The sequence below is a fragment of the Massilia hydrophila genome (assembly GCF_020208145.1).
GTDB lineage: Bacteria > Pseudomonadota > Gammaproteobacteria > Burkholderiales > Burkholderiaceae_D > Telluria > Telluria hydrophila.
In genome coordinates, this window is the sequence record NZ_JAHYBX010000002.1 from 383,219 (window position 1) to 407,272 (window position 24,054).

Below are 24,054 nucleotides of genomic sequence, written 5' to 3' on the forward strand. Positions count from 1 at the left end.
TGTCGGAACGTGATGCGGTAGCGTGGAGTGAAAGTGAAATCGCGTCCCTGGGCGCGAAGATTGGGGCGCTCAAGGCCAGCATGGCGCGCGTGATCATCGGCCAGGAAGAGGTGGTCGACCTCCTGGTCACCTGCCTGCTGGCGGGCGGCCACGCCCTGGTGGAAGGGGTACCGGGCCTGGGCAAGACCCTGCTCGTGAAATCGCTGGCGCAAGCCACCGACATGGAATTCCGACGGGTGCAGTTCACGCCCGACCTGATGCCCTCGGATATCGTGGGCACCGAGATCCTGGAAGAAGACGCCAGCACGCGCCAGCGCGTATTCCGCTTCCAGCAGGGCCCCGTGTTCACCCAGGTGCTGCTGGCGGACGAGATCAACCGCGCGCCGCCCAAGACCCAGTCAGCCTTGCTGGAAGCGATGCAGGAGCGCGCCGTGACCTTCGCCGGCACCACCCACAAGCTGCCGCGGCCCTTCTTCGTGCTGGCCACGCAGAACCCGATCGAGCAGGCTGGCACCTATCCGCTGCCGGAAGCGCAGCTCGACCGCTTCCTGCTGCGCATCGACGTGGTCTATCCGACCGAGGACGAAGAGGTGCTGATGGTCTCGCGCACCACCCATGCCGGGCTGGACGATGCCGAACCGGCGATGACGGTCGAGGAGCTGCTGCGCCTGCAGCAGCTGGTGCGCGACATCGAGATCGGCGAGCACCTGCTGCGCTACGCCACGCGCCTTGTGCGCAACACCCGCCCGGCCTTGACGACGGTGGCGGCGGTGAAGCAGCACATCGGCTGGGGCGCCGGCCCGCGTGCCGGCCAGGCGCTGGTGCTGGCTTCGAAAGCGCGCGCCCTGATGCAGGGGCGCCTGGCGGTCACGCGCGACGATATCCAGGCCATGCTGCTGCCGGTGCTGGCGCACCGCGTGCTGCGCAACTTCGAAGCCGAAGCGGACGGCATCGCCATCGCCGACATCCTGCACGCCCTCCGCAACGAGATCCGGGTCGATTAATCTTGTCGCTGGCGAAGACCGCGCTGATCGCGCACACGCAGAAGCTCGACCTCGTGATCCGCCATGTGCTGGCGGGACTCGGCCACGGCGTCCACGCCGGGCGCGAGCGCGGGGCCGGCGTCGAATTTTCCGAATACCGGGCCTACGCGCCCGGGGACGAGTGGCGCCGTGTCGACTGGAAGCTGCTGGCGCGCGCCGACCGCTATTTCGTGCGCGAAGCCGAGCGCGACAGCCACGTGGCGGTCTGGCTGGTGCTGGACGCCAGCGCCTCGATGCTGGAACCGAGCCGGATAGTAAGCGGGGTCGACAAGCTGGCCTATGCGCGCACCCTGCTCGGCTGCGTGGCGGCGATCGCCCAGCGTCAAGGCGATGCCTTCGGCCTGGTCGTGCTGGGCGAGGGCAGGGTGCAGTTCACGCCCGCCCTGCGCGGCCCACGCCAGTTGCAGCGCATCCTGCTGCAACTGAGCCGGGCGCAGGCGGCCGGCGCGCTGCCCGATGCCGATACCCTGCGCGCCAGCCTGCACTTCGCCCAGTCTCCGAGTGTGATCTTCGCCGCCAGCGACCTGCTCGACTGGCCCTCGCCCCTGTCGCAGGCCCTGGTGCGCCTGCGCGGCATGCGCCACGACGTGCGCGTGCTGTGCCTGCAGACCCAGGCCGAGGTCGACGCCAGCTTTTCCACCGCCCAGGCCTATCGCGACCCGGAACGGGACGATGGCGTGGTGCGCTTCGGCGCCGACCTGAAGGAAGGCTACCGCAAGAACCGCGAACAGCATTTCGCGAACGTGACGGCGGGCTGCCGCAAGCGCGATATTCCGCTCGTCGCCGCGCGCATCGAGCAGGCGCCCGGCGAAGTCCTGCGCCTGTGGTTGCGCCGTCCCGGGAGCCGGCCATGAACGCGCTGTGGTGGCTGGCCCTGCCAGTCCTGCTGCTGCCCATCTGGTGGCACCGGCGCAAGCGCGAGCAGCACCAGGCCGAAATGCTGGCGACCAGCCGCTTCCTGCCGCGCACCGAGCCGCGCCAGACCCGCGCCTGGCGCTGGCAGGACCTGCTCCTGCTGCTGCTGCGCTGCCTGCTGCTGGCCACCGCCATCGCCTGGCTGGCCGACCCGGTCATGCCCTGGCGCGGCGACACCGTCATCGTGGCCACCGGCACCGATGCCGGCTGGACCCGCGGCCAGGCGGCCCAGGCCGGGCTGGAGAAAGCCGAACGCATCGAGATGCCGGCCGCGCAGGCCTTTGCCTGGCTGCGCGCCCATGAGCGCGAGTGGCGGCCGGATGCACGGCTGCTGGTGCTGGGCGACCTGCCGATGCCGGCGCAGCCGCCGGTCTTCGGGCGCCGCATCGAACTGCGCACGCTGGCGCGCCCGCCCCAACAGACCGAACACCGCGTCCACATCGCCAGCGAGCGGCCGCAGGCCTGGCGGCGTGTGTTCTCCGCCGCCGGCATCGCCATCGACGAGGCGCCGGGCCCGGAGACCTCTGTCGTCGTCTGGGACCGCAAGGACGCGCCGCCGACCGGGCTGCGCGCGCCGCTGTGGCTGGTCACGGATCGCTCCGCCTTCCCGGAACTGGCCAGGGCGCCGCAGGTGGACGGCCTGCGCTACGCCGACAGCGCGCACGGCCGCCTGTGGCAGTCCGACGCCTGGCCGCCGGCCAGCGCCGCAGCGGCGCGCGCCCTGCTGGACGACTGGCGGCGCCTGCACCTCGGCCCGCAGGTCCACACCGCGCCTTCGCAGGTGTTCGGGGCGGCCGCCGGCGTCCGTGCGCCGGAGCCCAGCGGCGCCCTGCGCGGCCTGCTGATGGCGCTGCTGGTGGCCCTGTTCGTACTCGAAAGGATCCTGACGCATGCAAGCAGGCGCTGAGATTGCCCGGCGCGTCTGGCGCGCCGCCCGGCTGCGCCGGCTGCCCCTGTGGATTGCCGGGGCCCTGCCATGGCTCGTGATCCGTTCCGCGCCCGGCCTGATCGCCTGGAGCGCATTCTGTGCCTGGGACTGGGCGCTGCTGCGGCGCCGCGTGGCGATCGAGTGGAGCGCCTGGCTCGATGGCGCCGTGCCCGAGATGGAAGACAGCAGCGCCCTGCTGGCGCATGCGCCGACCCCGGTGGCGCAATTGCAGCAGCGGCGCCTGCTGGAACGGCTCGACGCCGCCCTGAACCGCCAGCAATTGCGCGCGATCGCGCGCCGCCGCGTGACCACGGGCCTGCCCTGGCTGCTGGGCAGCGTCGTGGCGGCCGCCTCCATCTGGTTCGCCACCGCGCCCGCGCAGCAGGGCGGTGTGTCCGCGCCCGGTGCCGCACCACATGCATCGGCTGCGCCAGCCTCCGCCCAGCTGCTGGTGCGCAGCACGCCCCCGGCCTACACCGGCGTCGCGCCGGCCGAATCGGCCCCGCAGGACCTGCAAGTACCGGAACAGACGGTGCTCAGCTGGTGCCTGAAGGCGCCGGCCGGCGGGCTTGAAACGATCGAGCTCAGTACCGGGCAGAAGCTGGCGCCGGGCCGCGAATGCGCGCGCTGGACCGCCACCGAATCGGTGTTCTGGCGCTGGCGCGGCAAGCGCTACACGGTCAAGGTGATTCCGGACCAGGCACCGGAAATCACGGTCATCGCGCCGACCCAGATGGTGCAGGAACTCCCGGAATCGGCCACGCACGCCGCGATGGGCGTGCAGGTGCGCGACGACTACCGCATCGTGCGCGCCACCCTGCACATGACGCTGGCGCGCGGCAGCGGCGAGAACGTGCGCTTCACCGACCGCGAGATGCCGATCCCCGCCTCGGCCAACCCCAAACGGCGCGACTGGTCCAGGAACTGGTCGCTGGCCGAGCTGGGCATGGAGCCGGGCGACGAGCTGTACTTCTTCGTGCGCGCGGTCGACAACGCGGCGCGCCCGCATACGGTGCAGTCGCCCACCTATACGCTGCGCCTGCCGGCCCCGCCTGAAGAAGCGGAGGAAGAAAGCGCCGCGATGCCGATGCTGGTCAAGCCGCAGAGCCTGCGCAGCCAGCGCCAGATCATCATTGACACCGAGCAGCTGGTGGCCGACATGCGCAGCACGAAGATGAGCGAGGAAGCGGTCCTTGAACGCAGCCAGAAGATCGCCAGCGACCAGGGCGCGCTGCGGCGCCGCTATGGCCAGTTCCTGGGCGAGGAATCCTCGCTGTTCGCGGACGGCGACGACGACCATGACGACCATGGAGGTGGCGGCGAAGGAACCGGTGGGGCGCAGGACATCCTGCACCAGTACGGCCACGCCCACGACGAAGCCGAGAACGCGACCCTGTTCGACGAGGAGACCAAGAAGGTGCTGCGGCGTGCGCTGATGGCGATGTGGGATGCCGAGAAGGCGCTGCGCGCGCTCACGCCGAAAGTGGCGCTGCCGCCCGAGCACAAGGCGCTGGAAGCGATCAAGCAATTGCAGCAGGCCGAGCGCGTCTACTTGCACAAGACCGCCTTCGCCCCGCCGCCGATCAAGGAAGAGAAGCGCATGACGGGCGACATGATTGGTGCGGCCAGCTACCGCCGCGCGCAGGGCGGGGCCGAGCGGCAGGTGCCGGAAGACATCGGCCTGCTGGTGGCGGCGCTGTCCGGCGACGGTGCGCTGCCGGCGCTGTGGACCCGCGGCGCCCACGATTGGGTGCGCACCCACCTGCAGGACGATGCACAGCGCCTGGCGGCCCAGGGTGCGATCCAGGACGTGGCGGATGGCTGCCTGCCCTGCCGCCCGGTGCTGCGCGCCTGGCTGCGCCAGGGTGCGGGGCAGGGCCAGGTGCTGCTGCAGGCCCGCCCGGTGGTCGAGACACCCTTTACACGCGCCTGGCGCGAAGGGAACAAGCCGTGAACGGGATCCTGATGAACACGACGCTGTTGCTGGCCCTGGCCGGCGTGGCGGGCCTGGCCAGCGCCGCCCTGTATGCGCGCCGGCGGCAGTGGATCGATGCCCTCTTGGTGCTGGTGGCCGCGCTGGCGCTCGGCCTGTTCGCGGCCGGCATCCGCCTGCCGGGCGAGGCCGGCCATAGCCTGGCGCTCGCACCCGACACCCCGTCGCCGCTGCTGGAGGGCGTGGCGAGTTTCAGCGTGGACGGCGACGGCCTGCGCGCCGCGCAATGGAACGACCTGCCGGCACTGCCCCTGCAATGGCAGCGTCCCGAGGGCGGCACCCTGCGCCTGCACCATCCGCGCCAGCTGGCGCTCGGACGTACTTTCACGCTGCGCATGCAGCGCGACGACAAGGCGGAGGCGCGCCTGCAGCTGCTGGCCGAGAACGGCCAGCTCATCGCCGAGGCGCGCGGCAGCGGCGACCTGGCGGTGAACTGGATGCCGCCGCTGGCCGAGCGCATGGTGCTCAAGGCGCGCCTGCTGGACGCGGCCGGCAAGCTGCGCGCCGAGGGGCCGGTGCCGCTGACGATCCACGCGCCGGACATCCTGCAGGTGCAGGGCCGCTTCGGCGCGCCTTCGTTCGACCTGCGCAGCCTGAACGAGCTGCTGGCCGGCAGCGGCGCGCTGCTCGACTGGCAAGTGGTGCTGGGCCGCGCCATTACCCGCACCGAACTGCCGCTGGCCGAGATGACAGCGCCGAACCTGCTGGTAGTCGATGCCGCCTGGTTCGAGCGTCTAGGTGCCGCCGAGCGTTCCGCGCTGCTCGGCCGTGTGGCGGGCGGCCTGCCGCTGCTGGTGCTGGGTGCGAACGCGAACGACCCGGGTATCTGGGCGCGCAGCCTGGGCCTGGCGCTGCGGCCGCAGGCGGCGGACAAGAAAGCCGGCGCGCCACTGGAGATGCTGGCCGCGCCTCTCAACCCTGCCACGCGCACGGCAGGCGAGTGGACCAGCACCGACGACACCGTCTGGACCCGCGACTGGCAGAAGGGCCGCGTCGCCTGGCTGGGAGCCGCCGGATGGCACCGCCACGCGATCGCCGAGCCGCAGGCGCTGGCGCTGTGGTGGCAGGGCGTGCTGGACCACGTGGGCATCGACATGCCGCGCCAGGTCGAATGGCTCGAGCCGGAAGAACTACCCTTGCCGGGACAGCGCATGGAACTGTGCGCGCGCGGCGTGCAGGGCGAAGCCGTGTTCCCGGACCTGAAGCTGCGCCGCAGCTGGAAGCCGCGTGGCGATGCCGCGTGCGTGGCCGTCTGGCCAGGACGGAGCGGCTGGCTGCGCGTCGAGGATGCGCGGGGCGGTGCGCATGCCGTCTACGTGTACGCCCCGGGCGACTGGCCGCAGTGGCAGGCGGCGCAGCGGCGCGAAGCGACTGCGCGCTACGCCGCCCGCACGCCCGACCGGGCGCTGGCCGGCGCCGCCCGCGCCTTCCCGGCCTGGGCGTTCGCGCTGGCCTTCGTACTGGCCATGCTGCTGCTGTGGTGGCGCGAGCGGCGCTAGTCAATGCGGTCCCTCATTCGCACAAAAATGGGTCGAGGATGCACGGCGGCCGCGTTGGTGACTGGCGCTTGGCAAGGTGTTGGATAGACTTCCTGTTAATCTTTGATCCGACCTGCTCTATTCACCTGGCCAGGGCCGTGCAGGCTGTGGCGCCCGGAGGATGCCGATGATGCGTGTACCCCAACCCAGACTGCGCATGAAGCGCATTGTGCCGTGGACGGCGGCCTTGCTGCTGGCCTTTGCCGCCGCCGCTTACTACGGTAGCCCGGAAACGTCCAGGGAAGCCTTGCTGATACTGAACCGTAGCCTGTCCGGTCTCGAAGAAAAGACCGTGCAGGTCGGTACCCATACCGTGCACTACCTCGAGGGCGGCGAAGGCGAAAGCGTGCTGCTCTTGCATGGCATCTTTGCCGAGAAAGACCATTGGGTCGATTTCGCGCGCCAGCTCACTGGCCACTACCACGTGATCGCTCCCGATTTGCCCGGCTACGGCGAGAGCGGCCGGCATGCCGGCCAGGCCTACGACTATGCGGCGCAAACGGTAAGGCTCAGGCAGTTCATGGATGCGCGGGGTATCGCACGTGCCCATCTTGCCGGCAATTCCATGGGAGGGACGATCGCCGCCCTGTTCGCCGTCCGCTATCCCGAGCGCGTGGCCAGCCTGGCTTTCATCGGGGCCCCGCATGGACTGCGTTCTGGAACGGCAAGCGCGATGGACCGGCTGATCGGCGCCGGCCAGGCGCCACTGGTGGCGCGCAATGCCGCCGAGTTCGATGCGATGCTTGCGCTGGTATTCGGCGACCGGCCTTTCCTGCCTTATCCGATATTGCACATGGCGGAGCGGGAAGCGATCGCCAATGCCGGATCCAACCGGCGGATGTGGGATGAGCAATTAAAGAACCGCTACCTGCTGCAAGAGTACATTGGCAAAGTAACGGTGCCGACGCTGGCGCTATGGGGGAGCAAGGACAAGGTGTTCGACGTGTCCGGAGCGCAAACCCTGACAGCGCTGCTACCGCAAGCAGAAGTACGCATCCTTCCAGGGATCGGCCATCTGCCGATGATGGAGGACCCCAGGGAAACCGCAGGGCTTTACGCGGCCTTCCTGCGCAGGATGCCATCCAGCGGGGCGGGGCGCTGAGCGCTTCCGCGCAGCGCGTGCAAGCGCAGGAGGTTTTTCTCATTCATAACTACAGTGAATTGATTCTAAGCAAGTAACCATCCGTCCACGGATGGTAACTCTGTCATCTGAACATTTTTTATCAATGACGGATTACCGATGGAGGGATGCATGGAACTGGTGTACAAGAACGAGAAAACCCTGTTTACGATCATGATGGTGTATTCGGTGGTGTTCTGGACGGTGCTGGTCATCGGCACGCTCGGCCTGGCGCTGCTGTACATGCTGATGTTCTTCGTGGTGTACTGCTTCGTGCAGTCGGCCTTCATTTCCTACATCAAGGGCACGGGCGTGCGCATCACCGAGGAGCAGTTCCCCGACCTCAAGCGCCAGATCGCGCAGTGCTGCGCGCGCCTGGACATCGAGGTCGAGCCGCAGGCCTACGTCCTGCAGATGGGCGGCGCCCTGAACGCCTTCGCCACCCGCTTCCTGGGCCGCGACTTCCTGGTGCTGTACACCGATGTGGTGGATGGGCTGGCCGACAATCCGGACGCGCTGAACTTCTACATCGGCCATGAGCTGGGTCACATCAAGCGCCGTCACCTGACCTGGGGCCGGGTGCTGCTGCCAGCCACCCTGCTGCCCCTGGTCGGCGCGGCCTATGCGCGCGCGCGCGAATACACCTGCGACCGTCATGGACTGGCCGCCTGCGGCGACCCGGCGAGCGCCGAGCAGGGACTGGCGGTACTGGCCGCCGGCAGCCGCCGCTGGCGCGACCTGAACAAGACCGCCTTCATCGCCCAGTCGCACAGCAGCAATGGCTTCTGGATGTCCTTCCATGAGCTGGTGGCCGACTATCCATGGCTGGTTAAGCGCATGGCGGCCGTGCGCGCACTGGCTTCCGGCCAGGAAGTGACGCAGCCGCGCCGCCACCTGGGCGCCAAGATCCTCGCCTTCTTCATGCCGCGCATGGCCGGCGGCGGGGTGGCGGGGGCCGTGATGGCCTTTTTCATCATTGGGATCCTGGCGGTGGCCGCGCTTCCCGCCATCCAGGCGGAGATGCAGAGGTCGGCGCTCGAGCAGGCATTCGGGGCGGATGGCGCCGTCCTCGAACAGATCGCGCGCGAGCTCAATAGCGCCGAGCCGGAAGAAAGCGCCGGAGAAGACGGCGAGCAGGCCGACGCCCTGGACACGATGCTCGTCGACGACGAAGGAGAAAACGAGGGCGGTGACGAGGCCGGCGAGGCCGGCGAGGACGCGTCCGCGGAGGTGGAGGAAGCACCGGAACCGGCATCGGCGTCAAGTGCCAGCCGCGGCTGAGCGGCAAGCAGGGCGCCTCAGGCGTGGTCGCGCATCCACTCCTTCAGCCCGTCCACCCATTTCTTTGCCGGCAGGTTGAGGTGGCGCCGGATCTCGCCTGCGCGTTCGTACAGTGTCGAGAAGTCGAGCTGGGGTGCATGCCTGAAAGCGAGGACGACGATGTTCGCGTCATGCACTTCGGGCAGCCAGACCACGGCGTCGAATACCTGCTGCATGGCGAGCAGGTTCCTGTCGTAGCTGTCGATCTGGCCGAACACGTTGGCGGTCATGATCCCGTCCGTGCTCAAGCAGTCGTAGCAGCCCTGGTAGAACTCGGGCGAATCGAGCACCGGGCCGCGCGCATCGTGGTCGTACAGGTCGACCTGCAGCACGTCGACCTGGCCGTGGTTGGCGGCATCGAGCACGAAGTCGAGCGCGTTCATCTCGCGCACGTCGAGCCGGTCGTCGTTCTCGGGCAGGCCGAACAGGGCGCGGCAGATCGCGATCACGTTCGGATTGAGCTCGGCGGCCGCTACCCGGGCCTGGGGAAAGCGCCGGTAGCAGAACTTGGTGAGCGCGGCGCTGCCCAGCCCCAGCTGGACAATGCGGCGCGGCGCGTGCTGGAACAGGGTCCACATCATCATCATCTGGACATATTCGAGTTCGATGGCGTCCGGCTTGGACAGGCGCATTGCGCCCTGCACCCAGGAGGTGCCGAGGTGCAGGAAGCGCACGCCGTCGAATTCGTCGATGGTGGCGGGCGGGTGGCCGGGCTGGGCGAAACGGGGATCGATGCGGGCGTAGGAAGGCGGCATGGCGGCAACACGGGAGTAAGCCGCGATCATACCGTACCGTCCGTGCTGCTTGCCTCCCGGCTCACATCCCCGGCGCGGCCGGCGGCGCCGGCAGGATCAGCGTCACGGCCAGTCCGCCCCCGTCCCGGTTCGACAGCATGATGCGTCCCCCATGCGCCTCGGCGATCTCGCGCGCCAGCGCCAGGCCCAGGCCGGTGCCGCTGCGCTTGGTGGAGTAGAAGGGCACCAGGGCATTGGTGAGTACCGTCTCGCTCATGCCGCTGCCGCGGTCGAGCACGTCGATGCGTACCGCCTCCTGCATCCGGCGCACCTGCAGCGCCACCGCGTCCGGGCGCGAGTCCGATTCATGGGCGTTCTTGAGCAGGTTGAGCAGGGCCTGCTCCATCTGGGCGGCGTCGATCCAGACGGGTTCCTGCGGCAGTTCGCCCAGCAGGCGGAAGGCTACCTGGTCCGCCAGCCGGTCCACGAAGACCTGCCACGGCACCGCCGCCAGGCGCGGGGCGGGCAGCTTGGCGAAGCGCGCGTAGCCGAGGATGAAGCTCTCCAGATGGCGGGTGCGCTCGCCGATGGTCTGCAGGATCTGCGGCAGTCGCTCGGTCTGGCCGCGCCGTACCAGCTCGGCGCCGGAATGCGCGAGCGAGGCCAGCGGCGCCAGCGAATTGTTCAGTTCATGGCTGATCACGCGGATCACCTTTTTCCAGGTCTGCACTTCCTGGCGCCGCAGTTCGGTCGTCAGGTGGCGCAGCAGCAGCAGTTCGTGGCGCCGGCCGTTCAGGGTAAAGCTGCTCCTGGCCAGGTGGTAGACCTCTTCCTCTTCCGATTCGCCGGCCGTGAACAGGCCGTCGCCGCCGCGCGCCAGCGCTTCCTTCAGGGCCGGGGCCGCGCCGTCCAGGATGGCGTCCAGCCCATGGCCTTCCAGCTTGCGCCCTTCCGACAGGAGCTGGCGCGCCGCCAGGTTGGCGTACACGATGGTGCCGGCCTGGGTGCCGGCGCTGGCGAAATCGGTCACCAGCAGCATCGCCACCGGGGTGTTCTGGACCATGGTGTCGAGCAGCAGTTCGCGCTGGACCAGGCCCAGGCGCTGTTCGCGCAGCACCTGGCCGAGGGCGTTGTGGGCGGCGATCAGGTCGGCCAGCTCGTCGTTCTGCGGCCAGTGCAGGCTGAAGGAAAAGTCGCCGTCGCGGTAGCTCGCGACCGTGCCTTCGAGGGCGCGGAACAGCGACAGGATGGGCTGGATCTGGGAACGGATGGTGATGATCGCGATCGGGACGATCGCAGCAAGGCAGGCCACGAAGACCAGCACCGGATGCCCGGGGAACAGGTGGTCCAGCCCGAGCGCGACCAGCATGCCGAGCGCCAGCAGGGTGCCGACCAGCGCCGACCAGCGCGTGACCAGCGAGAGGCGAACGCCCCTGCGCCCGTCCTTGCTCATGCCGGCCTGGCGATGCCGAGCCGTTCCATGCGCCGGTACAGGGCCTGGCGCGACAGGCCCAGCTCGGCGGAGGCCTGGGACACCACGCCGCCGGCGCGCGCCAGCGCCTGCACGATGGCTTCGCGGTCGGGTTCCGTGTCCTGCGTCGGAGCCACCGTCACCGGCAGGCCGAGGTCGGCCGCCTTGATGACATCGCCCTGCGCCAGCAGGCTGGCGCGCGCCATCACGTTCTTCAGTTCGCGCACGTTGCCGGGCCAGCCGTGCGCCTGCAGCGCCGCTTCCGCCGACGGATGCAGGCGTTTACCGCGCAGGAAGGACAGGGCCAGCGGCAGGATGTCGCCCGGGCGCGCAGCTAATGGCGGCAGGCGCAGTTCGATCACGTTCAGGCGGTAGAACAGGTCTTCGCGGAAGGTCCCGGCGCGGATCATGGCGCCGAGATCGGCATTGGTGGCGCTGATCACGCGCACCTTCACCTGCCGCTCGCGGTTCGAGCCGAGGCGCTCGAAGCGTCCGGTTTCCAGCACGCGCAGCAGTTTCATCTGGCCGGCCAGCGGCAGGTTGCCGATCTCGTCGAGGAACAGGGTGCCGCCGTCGGCCGCCTCGAACTTGCCTTCCCGGGCTTTGGAAGCACCGGTGTAGGCGCCGGCATCGGCGCCGAACAGTTCGGCCTCGATCAGTTCCGAGGGCAGGGCGCCGCAGTTCAGCACCACGAAGGGGCCGTCGGCCACCTGCGAGTTGGCCTGGATGATTTCGGCGATGCGTTCCTTGCCGGTGCCGTTCGGGCCGGTGATGAGCACCGGCACGTCGGCGCGCGCCACCTGGCAGGCCAGGGTGAGCACGCGTTCGGTGGCCGGGTCCTGCCATACCAGGCCGCGCAGGTCGAAGTTCTGTTCCAGCTCGCGTTTGGCCTTGCGCTCGCGCTGCAGGCGCTGATTCAGGGCGCGGTTGGCCTGGCCCAGTTCGATCAGGTTGCTCACCGTGGTGAGCAGGCGCTCGTCGTCCCAGGGCTTGGACAGGTAATCGGCGGCGCCGGCCTTGATCAGTTCCACCGCGGCATCCAGGTGGGTCCAGGCGGTGAGCAGGATCACCGGCAGGTCCGGATAACGCCGGCGGATCTCGCGAAACAGCGCCACGCCTTCCTCGCCGGAAGTCGTATCGGCCGTGAAGTTCATGTCCTGGATGACCAGGTCGACCGCCTCGCGCCCGAGGATGGCCAGTCCTTCCTCCGGCGACGCCGCGCGCAGCGAGGCGATGTCGTGCAGGGAGAACAGGACCTCGAGCGCGATCGCGACCGCGGCGTTGTCGTCGATGATCAATACGGTAGGCATGACGGCAAGTGTAGCACTGGTTGGTTGCCCAAAGTTAATACTCTGGCACGCCTCAAGTGAGCCGTCATGCGCTGCGCGTGGCCGTCGCCGGCGAGATGCTGGCCGCGCGCCAGGCCGGGCCATACGCCGCCAGGATGCCGAGCGCCCAGAACACGAACGCGCCGCCGACCAGGTAGGGCGCCGGCAGGCGCGCCATCTCGAGCCTGGTCACCAGGAGGTGGTTCAGCCCGAGGCCCAGCACGACGCCACCGAACACGCCGGCGCTGGTGATCATCACGTTCTCCACGATGAAGTAGCGCAGGATGTCGAGCTTGCGCGCGCCCAGCGCACGCCGCACGCCGATCTGCTTGCGGCGCTGGGTGACCCACAGGCTGGCCATGCCGACGATGCCGGAACAGGTGATCAGGAGCAGCAGCACGCTGACCGTGATCAGCATCCAGGCCAGCGCGACGTCGCCGCGGTAGCGCTTCTGGCGGTCTTCCTCGACCGTCTTGGCCTCCAGGATCATCGGCGTGGCCGAGGACTTGCGCAGCGCGGCTTCCGCCTCCTTCATCACGCGGTCGCGCTGGCCCGCTTCGGCGCGGATGGCGTACAGGGAACCCGGATTGCCATACAGGCGTGCCGGCACCAGGGCCGACCACTCGCCGCGCTCGCCGACATCGCCGTGGGCCGATTGCAGGCGCTCGACCACGCCGACGATCTGCGCACCCTGGGCTTCCTCGCCGGTGCCGAAGTACAGGGTCTTGCCGATCGCCGAACCGTTCGGCCACAGCTTGTCGGCCAGTGGCTTGGTGATGATCAGCTGCTTGGGCAGGTCACGGCTGGCGTTCTCGTTGACGTCGACCAGTTCCTGCGGCTGGAAGTCGCGTCCTTCCACCAGGCGCAGGCCCAGCGTCTTGACCAGCGAATCGCCGGAGATGTACACCGAAGCGAGCGCGCTCTCGCGCTCCTGGCGCCGGTCGAGCGCGACGCTGTTGGTGCTGCCGCTGCCGGAGATCGGCATCTGCGTCACCTGGGCCACCGACACCACGCCCGGCACCGCGCGCAGCACCTCGGTTTCGCGCTTGATGGTGGCGAGCATCTGTTCGGGGCCGTCGCTGTTCAGGTTGCGCACGTTGAAGTAGAAGGTGGCTGCTTCATCCTGCAGGCCTGTGGGGCGCGCCGCCACCGCGCGGCGCTCGTTCACGACGTGCAGGGCATTGGCCAGGATCGCCAGGCTCAGCGCGACCTGCAGCGCAACCAGGATCGGACCGGTCTTGTTGCGCATCAGCGCGGACAGGATAGGCTTGATTTCCATGATGGTTTCTTTCCTTGTCTGGTTGTCACTGCGATTTCAGCTGGATGGCCGGGGTCACCTGGCAGGCGCGCCAGGTCGGCAGCAGGCCGGCGAGGATGGCGGCGGTGACGGACATGATGAAGGTCAGCATCAGCATCTGCCAGTCCATGCGCGCGACCGCCGCCATGCCCTTGCTCTGCATGCCGATCAGCGCCAGCGCGCCGAAGGACAGCGCCAGGCCGAGCACGCCGCCGACCAGGCCGACCACGCCGGTCTCGATCAGGAACTGCTTGAACACGTCGCGGCGCGAGGCGCCAAGCGCGCGCCGCACGCCGATCTCGGAGGCGCGCACGGAGAACTTCGCCAGCAGCAGGCCGACGGTGTTCACCAGGCACAGGATCAGGAAGCCGAAGGCCAGCCAGGCCGACAGCTTGCTGTCGTTGCCGACCACTTTCATGTGTTCCATCCACTCCATCACGTTATACAGCTTGTTCGGCGCATTGCGCTTCAGGCGGCCCAGCTTGCGCTGCTCGCTCGCATAGTTGTCGAGCCAGGACTGCAGCTCGGCGCGGTCGCCGGCCGAGCGGGTCTCGAACCAGAACTGGAGCCAGGTGCATTCCGAGGCAAGCAGGTTGGCGAAGCCCGGGTCGCGGTTGGCGCTGCAATTCATGCTGCCGTTATGGCCCATCTCGTGGCGCAGCGCGGTGGAGAAGGGAATGAAGAACTCTTCCGGGTTGCCGAAGCGGCTGCCGCCGATCAGGCGGTAGTAGCGCGGCAGCGGGTTCCAGGCGTCGAGCACGCCGACCACGGTGTAGGGGAAGCCGCCGATGCGGATCTGGCGGCCAACCGGGTTGGCCTCGCCGAACAGCTTCTCGGCCACCGCGCGGCCCAGTACCACGACATCGGCGCCACGCGTGTCGTCGCCTTCCGTCCAGGCCTGGCCATGCAGGAAGGGCACCTTGAACATGGTGAAGAAGTCGCGCGTGGGCGCCAGGCCGGAGGCGGTAAAGGCCGGCATGTCGGCGCGCGGCGGTTCGATCGGCTGGAACACGCCGTACATCGCGGTGCGGCGCTCGCCCTGGCCGCTCTTGAGCAGGTTGGCGGCGTCGATGTAGCCCAGCTGGTCGTCGTTCGGGCCGTCGCTCGGGGACCAGCCTTCGACCGGGCCGTTGTCCACGTGCGGCACGAACAGGCGCTCGCTCTTCTCGGGGATCGGGTCGCCCGACATCATGTGCAGGATGGTGAGCGTGGAGACGCTGGCGGCCACGCCGATGGCCAGGGTCAGCACCATCAGCGCGGTCAGGGCCGGGTTGCGGCGCAGGCTGCGTACGCCAAGCTTGAAGTAATAGGAGAACATGGCGCCTCCCTCCTTATGCCGACACCGCGGCCGCCTTGGCGTCGACCAGGGTCGGGCCCTTGCGCACCAGGTCCGAGACCTGGCCGTCGATGATGTGGACGTTGCGGTGGGTGCGCACCGCCAGTTCGGGGTCGTGGGTCACCATCAGGATGGTGGTGCCGGCCGCGTTGATCTCTTCCAGCAGCTCCATCACGCCGCGCGCCATCTGGGTGTCGAGGTTACCGGTCGGTTCGTCGGCCAGCAGCAGCTTGGGCGAACCGGCCAGCGCGCGCGCGATCGCGACGCGCTGCTGCTGGCCGCCGGACAGCTCGGCCGGATAGTGCTTCATGCGCGAGGCGAGGCCGACCTTGCCGAGCGCGTCCTCGATGCGTTCCTTGCGCTCGGTCTTGTTGAAGCCGCGGTAGCGCAGCGGCACGTCGACGTTGTCGAACAGGTTCAGGTCGGGGATCAGGTTGAAGCCCTGGAAGATGAAGCCCAGCTTCTCGTTGCGCAGGCGCGAGCGGGCGCTGTCGTCCAGTCCCTTGACGTTGATGCCGTCCAGGATGTACTCGCCCGAGGTGAATTCCTCCAGCAGGCCGGCGATGTTCAGGAAGCTGGTCTTGCCGGAGCCGGACGGTCCGGTGACGGTAACGAACTCGCCCTGCTTGACGTCGATCTCGAAGCCGCGCAACGCGTGGGTCTCGATCATGTGGGTGCGGTACACCTTGCTCAGGTTGGTCATGCGCAGCATGGGATTCTCCTAGTTTGTGTTGGTCTTGTTCAGGGACGACTCGGTTGACTCAGTTGATCGTGACGCGGGCGGCATTGTTGAAGGTGTCGGTGCCGGAGACCACCACCTTGTCTCCCTGCTTCAGGCCGGACAGGATCTCGACGGCCGAGATGCTGGTGGCGCCGAGCTGGATCGGGGTGCGCACGGCGATTCCGTCCTGCACCACATAGGCATGGCGTCCGCCCTCGCTTTCGACGAAGGGGCCGCGCGGCAGCATCAGGACGTTCGGCCTTTCCTCGATCAGCAGGCGCGCGCTCACGCGCTGGCTCTGGCGCAGGCCCTTGGGCTGCTCGCCGTCGAAGCGGATGCGCGCCAGCACCTGGTTCTTGACCACTTCCGGCGACAGCGCGGACAGCTTGCCGGTCGCCGTACCCGAGGGCAGGGTGATCTCGGCGTTCATGCCCAGGCCGATATCGGCCACATAAGTCTCCGGCACCTCGACTTCGACTTCGAGCTTGGACAGGTCCACCAGGGTCATCAGGGGCGCATTGGCGGCCACCACCATGCGGTTCTGCACGTTCAGGGTGCCGATGAAACCGTCCACCGGCGCGCGCACGGTCAGCTCGTCCACGCGGCGCTGGGCGTTGGCCAGCGACAGGCGCTGGCGTTCCAGTTCGTTGATCTTGGTCTTCAGGGCCAGCTGCACGTCGTCGCTTTCCAGGCCCGCGGCCTGGGACGCGTGGCGCGCACGGATCTCGGCAGAGTTCAGCGCATCCTTGGCCTTCTGGTAGTCGATCTTGGCGATGATGCCGACCTGCGCCACGCTCTCGTAGCGTTCCAGCGTGCGCTGGGCCGACAGGCGGTCGATCTCGGCGGTGTCGGCTTCCTTCTGCGCCAGCAGCTTCTGCTTGCGCGCCAGGATCTGCTGGCGCGCCACCTCGGCCTTGAGCTGCTCGTAGCTCGAGGTCTCGCGCTTGAGTTGATCGGTGAGGTCGGGCGACTCCAGCACGGCGAGGACATCACCGCGTTTGACGGTGTCGCCGGCGGCAACCTTCAGGTTGACGGTGGACGGGGCGGTGGAATACAGGGTAGGGCTGATGGCGGCCACGATGCGGCCATTCACCGAGGCGTCGCGCACCAGGGTGCCGCGCGTGACCTCGGCGATGCGCAGGCGCGCTTCCTTGACCGAGTGTTCGCTGCTGGTCCAGGCGCCGAACACGGCGGCGCTGGCGGCGAGGATGGCGATGGCGCCACCCACCCACAGGGCACGGCGCTTGAGCTGGTGGACCGGTGCCGGCGTGATGACGGCGTCTTGGTGGGAGGTGTCGCGGATCATGGCTTTTCTGGTTGACAACGTGAATGCAGCTGTCAATGCAGGATCTGTGCCAGTAAGGCAAGTACCTGATTTTCCGGGGAAAGCCGCTGCCGTGTCCGGTGTCCGCGGTGTCCGTCAATACGCCCTCGGACACTGTACGCGGACAGTGGGTGGGAATGCGTGAGATTTGATGTCCGCCACGCTGCCAGGATGCGGCATGATCCGATCTTCATTGCCGACCTGCTGCGCCCTCTCATCGATTTCTATACCCCGCAGGCGAAGCAGCCCGAGGCGCGAGCGCAGCGCGCCAGCCTCAGTAGCGCTTGAGCGGCTTGCCGTTCGCGATCACCTCGCGGCAGTCGCCGCGCATCTTCGCGTCGTCGTAGTCGGTCCAGCCGTAGCTGTCGACGTAGCGCTTGTGGCGCTGGAAGGCCGGGTTCACGAAGCTCCAGGCAAGCCGCTCGTCCGGATAGCGGATGTCGGCCATGTCGAGGACGGTATGGAACATGTTCTCGGTCGAGAGTTTGGCGCCGCGGTGGCGCTGCAGCTGCGCGATCTTGCCGGGGAAGCGCTCGCCATAGCTGCGCGAGTACCAGACGAAGGCCGGCACGTGGAATTCGTACTGGGTGTTATGGCCGTGGAAGGCGATCTTGCACGACTTGTCGTACAGGGTCTGGCCGTGGTCGGCCACGTACAGCATCGAGGCCGGCAAGCCGCTCTCCTTGAGCACGCCGATCACGTTCGACAGGAACCAGTCGGTGTACAGGATCGCACTGTCGTAGCTGTTGTTCATCTCCGGCTCGATGCGCGGATTGGTGTAGTCGGGCTTGTCGAGCGCGCGCAGCGAGGGTAGCCAGCGGTCGAATTCCTGCGGATAGCGGTGGGCGTAGTTCCAGTGGCTGCCCAGCGTGTGCAGCACCACCAGCACCTTTTGCGCCGGGTCGGCGACGGCGCGCCGCAGCGGTTCGAGCAGCACCGCATCGTGGTTCGAGGCGCCCGAGGTGTCGCCCAGGTTCAGGAACTGGACCTCGTCCGCCTCCTGCGCAAACACCGACACCGGCGTGTCGAACTTGCCGAACGAGACCTGGTTCGAGATCCAGAAGGTCTTGAAGCCGGCTTCCCTGAAGGCGGACAGGAAGGATTTCTCCGAGAAGCCATCCTTCAGGCTTTGCATCGCGGGCTTGCGCGAGATGATCACGGGGACCGACAGGCGGGTGGCCGACACCGGCGTGATCACGTCCTTCAGCATCACCAGGTTCTCTTCGCGTGCCAGCAGGGGATTGGTCTGGCGCCCATAGCCGTTCAGGCTCCAGCGGTCGAAGCGCGAGGATTCGCCGAGTACCACCACGACGACCTGCGGCGCGTGTTCGTCCCCAGCCTGCCGCGCGCCGAAGCGGAAGTCGGCGCTGCGCCGCTTCAGTTGCGCGAGGTAGACCCGCTCTTTATAGAAGTCGAGGCCGCGCGCGGCCAGGCCGAAGGGCCAGGAATGGGCGAACAGGTCGAGGTCGAGCGGCGGCCTGGCCCAGGCGGGAAGGGCCGGCCAGCTGCCCGCCATGGCGCTGACGGGCGCGGCGGCGCGCTTGCCCTGCGATTGGACATAGCCGAATGCCTGCCCGTAGGCCAGCACCGCCGCGCAGGCGCCGAGCACTCCCAGCACGGCCCAGCGCGAGCGGTCGTTCCAGTCCAGGGTGCGCGTGCGCCAGGCCACCGCCCAGGTCGAGCCGAACCACAGCAGTACCGCGAGCAGCACCGCGCCGAGCAGCCAGGCTTTCCCGCCCAGGAATTCCAGCGCCTCGCTGGGGCTGGTTTCGGCGATGATGCCGAGGTGGTGGGTCGAGATGCCCTGGCCATAATAGACAAGCAGATAGAGCTCGACCGGCAGTGCCAGGAAGGCGGGCAGCAAGGCCCAGTGGAACCAGGCCGGGCGCTTGCCCAGGGCCCAGGCCGCGATCCAGGCGAACAGGCCGGCGCCCAGCAGCTGCCATGGACTGTCCGCCTGCTCCTGCGCATCCAGCAGCCGGCCGGCGAAGGGCATGGCGGACAGCAGCGCATAGCTCAGCAGCAGATAGAGCGGGGCGGGGCGCAGCAGGTTCGGCAGGGGACGGGACATCGGTCGGGCGGGGAGGGGGCGAAATCGGCTATTATCCCGTCTTTATAATGGGAAACGCACTATCCTGCTTGCAAGCCAGGACAGGGCGTTGTCGCAGGCTTGCCACATCCATCACGGTAAACCCCGGTTTACTCCCGCAGGCGGCCTGGCCGGCCGGCAAAGCGGTTGACCCACTCGACTATCGGGTCTATACTCGCGAGTTCTCGAATTTATTCTGCACACCGTATACGCATTCGCAGCCGCTCCTTTGGTGAGTGGCTTTCGTCGCCTCCGCTGTCCAGTAATGTCGGGACTAGGTTTCAGTCCCCGGGCAACACGCAATATCCTGCCCGGGTCATCAACGTAGTAATTTTGTTGGATTTTTGAACGATGCCAACCATCAATCAACTGATTCGCAAGCCGCGTGAAGCCGCGGTTGTGAAGAGCAAGTCCCCGGCACTGGAAAACTGCCCGCAGAAGCGCGGCGTGTGCACCCGTGTCTACACCACGACCCCGAAGAAGCCGAACTCGGCACTGCGTAAGGTCGCCAAGGTGCGCCTGACCAACGGTTTCGAAGTCATTTCGTACATCGGCGGTGAAGGCCACAACCTGCAAGAGCACAGCGTCGTCCTGATCCGCGGCGGCCGTGTGAAAGACTTGCCGGGTGTGCGTTACCACATGGTCCGCGGCGCACTGGATACCCAGGGCGTGAAAGACCGTAAGCAGGCTCGCTCGAAGTACGGTGCCAAGCGCGCCAAGGCCGGCGCCAAGAAGTAATTCTGCGGACCCTGTCACGTACAGGCCACATTAAAAAGTTAAGTTGAGCCGGCCGGAAGGCCGAGTAAGTGAAAGATCATGAGGGTCTTTCGCGAGTGCGGATCCCGCACTCAACTGAAGATAGGAAGGAATTGAAATGCCACGTCGTCGTGAAGTACCCAAGCGCGAAATCCTGCCGGATCCAAAATTCGGCAACACCGATGTCGCCAAGTTCGTCAACGTTCTGATGCTGTCCGGTAAGAAATCGGTCGCTGAAAACATCATCTACGGTGCGTTCGAGCACATCCAGCAAAAATCGGGCAAGGACCCACTGGAAGTGTTCACGACCGCGATCAACAACTGCAAGCCGATGGTCGAGGTGAAATCCCGCCGTGTCGGCGGCGCCAACTACCAGGTGCCAGTGGAAGTTCGTCCGGTTCGTCGTATGGCGCTGTCCATGCGTTGGTTGCGCGAAGCCGCAAACAAGCGCAGCGAAAAATCCATGCCGCAACGCCTGGGTGGTGAACTGATGGAAGCGGCTGAAATGCGCGGTGGCGCAATGAAGCGCCGTGACGAAGTGCACCGCATGGCAGAAGCGAACAAGGCGTTCTCGCACTTCCGCTTCTAAGCACATGGCCAAACCCTTCAGGGGGCGCGGCCAACGCAGTATTCGTTGTTCAGGCCGGGCACATTTTGACTCCAAGATGCCGCCCGGTTTTGTCCATTCAAAGATTTAGGAAAAATTATGGCACGCAAGACCCCCATTGAGCGCTACCGCAATATCGGTATTTCCGCTCACATCGATGCTGGTAAGACCACCACCACCGAACGCGTCCTGTTCTACACGGGCGTGAACCACAAGCTGGGCGAAGTGCACGACGGCGCCGCCACCATGGACTGGATGGAGCAGGAGCAGGAACGCGGCATTACCATTACCTCGGCAGCGACGACCTGCTACTGGAGCGGTATGGCCAAGAACTTCCAGCCTCACCACATCAACATCATCGACACCCCGGGCCACGTCGACTTCACCATTGAAGTCGAGCGTTCGATGCGCGTGCTGGACGGCGCTTGCATGGTTTACTGCGCAGTCGGTGGCGTGCAGCCACAGTCGGAAACCGTGTGGCGTCAGGCTAACAAGTACAAAGTCCCGCGTCTGGCATTCGTCAACAAGATGGACCGTACCGGTGCGAACTTCTTCAAAGTGTACGAGCAGATGCGCGCACGCCTGAAGGCGAACCCAATCCCGGTCGTGATCCCAATCGGCGCGGAAGAAAACTTCCAAGGCGTAGTCGATCTGGTCAAGATGAAAGCAATCATCTGGGACGAGGCTTCGCAAGGCATGAAATTCGAATACGCTGACATCCCGGAGCACCTGGTTGAGCTGGCGAACGAATGGCGTGAAAAACTGGTCGAGACCGCTGCTGAAGCGAACGAAGACCTGATGAACAAGTACCTGGAAGAAGGCGATCTGTCGGAAGAAGAGATCAAGGCCGCCCTGCGCCAGCGCACCATTGCATCGGAAATCGTGCCGATGTTGTGCGGTACCGCGTTCAAGAACAAGGGCGTGCAAGCCATGCTCGACGCCGTGATCGAATACCTGCCATCGCCAGTCGACATCCCGCCAGTGGCAGGTACCGATGAAGACGACCAGCCGGTCACCCGTAAGGCTGACGATAACGAGAAGTTCTCGGCACTGGCGTTCAAGATCATGACCGACCCGTTCGTCGGCCAGCTGATCTTCTTCCGCGTCTACTCGGGCATGATCAATTCGGGCGACACCGTCTACAACCCGGTCAAGGGCAAGAAGGAACGCCTGGGTCGTATCCTGCAGATGCACGCCAACCAGCGCGAAGAAATCAAGGAAGTCCGCGCCGGCGACATCGCCGCTGCAGTCGGCCTGAAAGAAGCGACCACGGGCGAAACCCTGTGCGATCCTTCGGCTGTCATCACCCTGGAGAAGATGGTGTTCCCGGAGCCGGTCATTCAGCAGGCTGTCGAGCCGAAGACCAAGGCTGACCAGGAAAAAATGGGCCTGGCGCTGAACCGCCTGGCACAGGAAGATCCGTCGTTCCGCGTGCGTACCGACGAAGAATCGGGCCAGACCATCATCGGTGGTATGGGCGAGCTGCACCTGGAGATTATCGTTGACCGCATGAAGCGCGAGTTTGGCGTGGAAGCAACCGTCGGCAAGCCGCAGGTTGCCTACCGCGAAACCATCCGCAAGGCAGTCACCGACGTCGAAGGCAAGTTCGTCAAGCAGTCGGGCGGCCGCGGCCAGTACGGTCACGCTGTCCTGTCGATCGAGCCGCAAGAGCCGGGCAAGGGCTTCGAATTCGTCGACGCCATCAAGGGTGGTGTCATTCCTCGCGAATACATCCCGGCAGTCGAGAAGGGTGTGCGCGAGACCCTGACCAGCGGCGTGCTGGCTGGCTACCCGGTCGTTGACGTGAAAGTCACCGTGACCTTCGGTTCGTACCACGACGTCGACTCGAACGAGAACGCGTTCCGTATGGCCGGTTCGATGGCATTCAAGGACGGCTGCCGCAAGGCGAACCCGGTCATCCTCGAGCCGATGATGGCCGTGGAAGTGGAAACGCCGGAAGACTACGCCGGTTCCGTGATGGGCGACCTGTCGTCCCGCCGCGGCATGGTGCAAGGCATGGACGAAATCCCGGGCGGCGGCGGCAAGATCATCAAGGCCGAAGTCCCGCTGTCGGAAATGTTCGGTTACTCGACCTCGCTGCGTTCGGCGACCCAGGGCCGTGCAACCTACACGATGGAGTTCAAGCACTATTCGGAAGCTCCGAAGCACGTGATCGACGCTATCGTGACCGCGAAAGCCAAGTAATAAAAAACCGGAGACGGGTTCCTCGTGGAGCCCGTCTCCAAACAAGCTAGAACAAATAAATCGTTTCTTTTAAAGGAAGATAGGAAATGGCAAAAGGTAAATTCGAACGGACCAAGCCGCACGTCAACGTCGGCACCATCGGTCACGTTGACCACGGCAAAACCACCCTGACGGCTGCAATCGCAACCGTCCTGTCGAAGAAGTTCGGCGGCGAAGCCAAGGCCTACGACCAGATCGACGCGGCTCCGGAAGAGAAGGCACGCGGCATCACCATCAACACCGCGCACGTCGAGTACGAGACCGAAAACCGTCACTACGCGCACGTTGACTGCCCAGGCCACGCCGACTACATCAAGAACATGATTACCGGTGCCGCGCAGATGGACGGCGCGATCCTGGTGTGCTCGGCCGCTGACGGCCCGATGCCGCAGACCCGCGAGCACATCCTGCTGGCGCGTCAGGTTGGCGTTCCGTACATCATCGTGTTCCTGAACAAGTGCGACCTGGTCGACGACGCAGAACTGCTGGAACTGGTCGAAATGGAAGTGCGCGAGCTCCTGTCGAAGTACGAGTTCCCGGGCGACGACCTGCCAATCATCAAGGGTTCGGCACGTATGGCCCTGGAAGGCCAGCCGGGTCCGCTGGGCGAAGAGTGCATCATGCAACTGGCTGAAGCCCTCGACACCTACATCCCGACCCCGGAACGTGCCGTTGACGGCGCCTTCCTGATGCCGGTGGAAGACGTGTTCTCGATCTCGGGCCGCGGTACCGTGGTGACCGGTCGTGTCGAGCGCGGCATCATCAAGGTCGGCGAAGAGATCGAAATCGTCGGTATCGTCGACACCGTCAAGACCACCTGCACCGGCGTGGAAATGTTCCGCAAGCTGCTGGACCAGGGTCAAGCTGGCGACAACGTCGGCCTGCTGCTGCGCGGCACCAAGCGTGAAGACGTCCAGCGTGGCCAGGTCCTGGCCAAGCCGGGCTCGATCAAGCCGCACACCGACTTCACCGGCGAAGTGTACGTCCTGTCGAAAGACGAAGGCGGCCGTCACACCCCGTTCTTCAACAACTACCGTCCGCAGTTCTACTTCCGTACGACTGACGTGACCGGTTCGATCGTGCTGCCGGCCGACAAAGAAATGGTCATGCCAGGCGACAACGTGTCGATCACCGTCAAGCTGATCGCTCCGATCGCGATGGAAGAAGGCCTGCGCTTCGCAATCCGCGAAGGCGGCCGTACCGTCGGCGCCGGCGTGGTTGCCAAGATCATCGCCTAAGTTCGCTTAGCCTGATCCAACGGTGGGCTTGTCCCACCGTGACAACGATGGG

General features: G+C 66.5%; 19 protein-coding genes. 11 read left to right on the forward strand and 8 right to left on the reverse strand.

The window, feature by feature from the left end:
* Window positions 1-80: 80 nt before the first annotated feature.
* From LE190_RS08815 to LE190_RS08845, 7 genes are all read left to right on the forward strand, one after another.
* Window positions 81-1,004: an AAA family ATPase gene (locus LE190_RS08815; protein WP_229517018.1), complete on the forward strand. Its 924-nt coding sequence runs from the start codon at window positions 81-83 to the stop codon at window positions 1,002-1,004.
* Window positions 1,005-1,006: 2 nt separating this feature from the next.
* Window positions 1,007-1,897, forward strand: a complete 891-nt coding sequence (locus LE190_RS08820) for a DUF58 domain-containing protein (protein ID WP_225238361.1) — start codon at window positions 1,007-1,009, stop codon at window positions 1,895-1,897.
* Window positions 1,894-2,865, forward strand: a complete 972-nt coding sequence (locus LE190_RS08825; protein ID WP_225238362.1) for a BatA domain-containing protein — start codon at window positions 1,894-1,896, stop codon at window positions 2,863-2,865. The genes LE190_RS08820 and LE190_RS08825 overlap by 4 nt, the downstream gene beginning before the upstream one ends.
* The gene (locus LE190_RS08830) at window positions 2,849-4,840 is read left to right on the forward strand and encodes a DUF4175 domain-containing protein (protein ID WP_225238363.1); all 1,992 of its coding nucleotides are present in this window, start codon (window positions 2,849-2,851) and stop codon (window positions 4,838-4,840) included. The genes LE190_RS08825 and LE190_RS08830 overlap by 17 nt, the downstream gene beginning before the upstream one ends.
* The gene (locus LE190_RS08835; protein ID WP_225238364.1) at window positions 4,837-6,378 is read left to right on the forward strand and encodes a hypothetical protein; all 1,542 of its coding nucleotides are present in this window, start codon (window positions 4,837-4,839) and stop codon (window positions 6,376-6,378) included. Before LE190_RS08830 ends, LE190_RS08835 begins: the two co-directional genes overlap by 4 nt.
* Window positions 6,379-6,574: 196 nt before the next feature.
* Entirely contained in the window at window positions 6,575-7,519 is a 945-nt protein-coding gene (locus LE190_RS08840; RefSeq protein ID WP_225238365.1) for an alpha/beta fold hydrolase, read from the forward strand.
* 150 nt (window positions 7,520-7,669) lie between these two features.
* Entirely contained in the window at window positions 7,670-8,818 is a 1,149-nt protein-coding gene (locus LE190_RS08845) for a M48 family metallopeptidase (RefSeq protein ID WP_225238366.1), read from the forward strand.
* Window positions 8,819-8,835: 17 nt separating this feature from the next.
* Here the strand turns inward: LE190_RS08845 and LE190_RS08850 are convergent, their stop codons facing one another.
* The 8 genes from LE190_RS08850 to LE190_RS08885 all read right to left on the reverse strand — a co-directional run bounded on the left by LE190_RS08850 (window position 8,836) and on the right by LE190_RS08885 (window position 19,139).
* Window positions 8,836-9,612: a spermine/spermidine synthase domain-containing protein gene (locus LE190_RS08850; protein WP_225238367.1), complete on the reverse strand. Its 777-nt coding sequence runs from the start codon at window positions 9,610-9,612 to the stop codon at window positions 8,836-8,838.
* 61 nt (window positions 9,613-9,673) lie between these two features.
* Entirely contained in the window at window positions 9,674-11,044 is a 1,371-nt protein-coding gene (locus LE190_RS08855) for a sensor histidine kinase (RefSeq protein WP_225238368.1), read from the reverse strand.
* On the reverse strand, window positions 11,041-12,372 hold the full coding sequence (locus LE190_RS08860; RefSeq protein WP_225238369.1) for a sigma-54-dependent transcriptional regulator: 1,332 nt from the start codon (window positions 12,370-12,372) through the stop codon (window positions 11,041-11,043). The genes LE190_RS08855 and LE190_RS08860 overlap by 4 nt, the downstream gene beginning before the upstream one ends.
* Before the next feature lie 64 nt (window positions 12,373-12,436).
* Complete coding sequence (locus LE190_RS08865; protein ID WP_225238370.1) at window positions 12,437-13,669, reverse strand: ABC transporter permease; 1,233 nt, start codon at window positions 13,667-13,669, stop codon at window positions 12,437-12,439.
* Window positions 13,670-13,694: 25 nt separating this feature from the next.
* Entirely contained in the window at window positions 13,695-15,005 is a 1,311-nt protein-coding gene (locus LE190_RS08870) for an ABC transporter permease (protein WP_225238371.1), read from the reverse strand.
* 13 nt (window positions 15,006-15,018) lie between these two features.
* Window positions 15,019-15,735: an ABC transporter ATP-binding protein gene (locus LE190_RS08875; protein WP_224944310.1), complete on the reverse strand. Its 717-nt coding sequence runs from the start codon at window positions 15,733-15,735 to the stop codon at window positions 15,019-15,021.
* Window positions 15,736-15,784: 49 nt separating this feature from the next.
* The gene (locus LE190_RS08880; RefSeq protein ID WP_225238372.1) at window positions 15,785-17,050 is read right to left on the reverse strand and encodes an efflux RND transporter periplasmic adaptor subunit; all 1,266 of its coding nucleotides are present in this window, start codon (window positions 17,048-17,050) and stop codon (window positions 15,785-15,787) included.
* Window positions 17,051-17,342: 292 nt separating this feature from the next.
* A complete protein-coding gene (locus LE190_RS08885; RefSeq protein ID WP_225238373.1) occupies window positions 17,343-19,139 on the reverse strand; it encodes a phosphoethanolamine transferase in 1,797 nt (598 codons plus the stop codon).
* 369 nt (window positions 19,140-19,508) lie between these two features.
* Between LE190_RS08885 and rpsL the strand changes: the two genes are divergently transcribed.
* The 4 genes from rpsL (at window position 19,509) to tuf (ending at window position 24,002) form a co-directional block, all read left to right on the forward strand.
* Entirely contained in the window at window positions 19,509-19,895 is a 387-nt protein-coding gene (gene rpsL, locus LE190_RS08890) for a 30S ribosomal protein S12 (RefSeq protein WP_027867278.1), read from the forward strand.
* Window positions 19,896-20,031: 136 nt separating this feature from the next.
* Entirely contained in the window at window positions 20,032-20,502 is a 471-nt protein-coding gene (gene rpsG / locus LE190_RS08895) for a 30S ribosomal protein S7 (RefSeq protein WP_027867277.1), read from the forward strand.
* Between the two features lie 117 nt (window positions 20,503-20,619).
* Window positions 20,620-22,725, forward strand: a complete 2,106-nt coding sequence (gene fusA / locus LE190_RS08900; RefSeq protein WP_225238374.1) for an elongation factor G — start codon at window positions 20,620-20,622, stop codon at window positions 22,723-22,725.
* Between the two features lie 86 nt (window positions 22,726-22,811).
* Window positions 22,812-24,002: an elongation factor Tu gene (gene tuf / locus LE190_RS08905; protein WP_225238322.1), complete on the forward strand. Its 1,191-nt coding sequence runs from the start codon at window positions 22,812-22,814 to the stop codon at window positions 24,000-24,002.
* Window positions 24,003-24,054 lie beyond the last annotated feature (52 nt).

Coding starts and splice junctions, on each gene's coding strand:
- LE190_RS08850 (WP_225238367.1), bottom strand. CDS start 9,612: ATGCCGCCTTCCTACGCCCGCATCGATCCCCGTTTCGCCCAGCCCGGC.
- LE190_RS08880 (WP_225238372.1), bottom strand. CDS start 17,050: ATGATCCGCGACACCTCCCACCAAGACGCCGTCATCACGCCGGCACCG.
- rpsG (WP_027867277.1), top strand. CDS start 20,032: ATGCCACGTCGTCGTGAAGTACCCAAGCGCGAAATCCTGCCGGATCCA.
- fusA (WP_225238374.1), top strand. CDS start 20,620: ATGGCACGCAAGACCCCCATTGAGCGCTACCGCAATATCGGTATTTCC.
- tuf (WP_225238322.1), top strand. CDS start 22,812: ATGGCAAAAGGTAAATTCGAACGGACCAAGCCGCACGTCAACGTCGGC.
- LE190_RS08875 (WP_224944310.1), bottom strand. CDS start 15,735: ATGCTGCGCATGACCAACCTGAGCAAGGTGTACCGCACCCACATGATC.
- LE190_RS08825 (WP_225238362.1), top strand. CDS start 1,894: ATGAACGCGCTGTGGTGGCTGGCCCTGCCAGTCCTGCTGCTGCCCATC.
- LE190_RS08870 (WP_225238371.1), bottom strand. CDS start 15,005: ATGTTCTCCTATTACTTCAAGCTTGGCGTACGCAGCCTGCGCCGCAAC.
- LE190_RS08845 (WP_225238366.1), top strand. CDS start 7,670: ATGGAACTGGTGTACAAGAACGAGAAAACCCTGTTTACGATCATGATG.
- LE190_RS08860 (WP_225238369.1), bottom strand. CDS start 12,372: ATGCCTACCGTATTGATCATCGACGACAACGCCGCGGTCGCGATCGCG.
- LE190_RS08885 (WP_225238373.1), bottom strand. CDS start 19,139: ATGTCCCGTCCCCTGCCGAACCTGCTGCGCCCCGCCCCGCTCTATCTG.
- LE190_RS08855 (WP_225238368.1), bottom strand. CDS start 11,044: ATGAGCAAGGACGGGCGCAGGGGCGTTCGCCTCTCGCTGGTCACGCGC.
- LE190_RS08840 (WP_225238365.1), top strand. CDS start 6,575: ATGAAGCGCATTGTGCCGTGGACGGCGGCCTTGCTGCTGGCCTTTGCC.
- LE190_RS08830 (WP_225238363.1), top strand. CDS start 2,849: ATGCAAGCAGGCGCTGAGATTGCCCGGCGCGTCTGGCGCGCCGCCCGG.
- rpsL (WP_027867278.1), top strand. CDS start 19,509: ATGCCAACCATCAATCAACTGATTCGCAAGCCGCGTGAAGCCGCGGTT.
- LE190_RS08865 (WP_225238370.1), bottom strand. CDS start 13,669: ATGGAAATCAAGCCTATCCTGTCCGCGCTGATGCGCAACAAGACCGGT.
- LE190_RS08815 (WP_229517018.1), top strand. CDS start 81: ATGGCGCGCGTGATCATCGGCCAGGAAGAGGTGGTCGACCTCCTGGTC.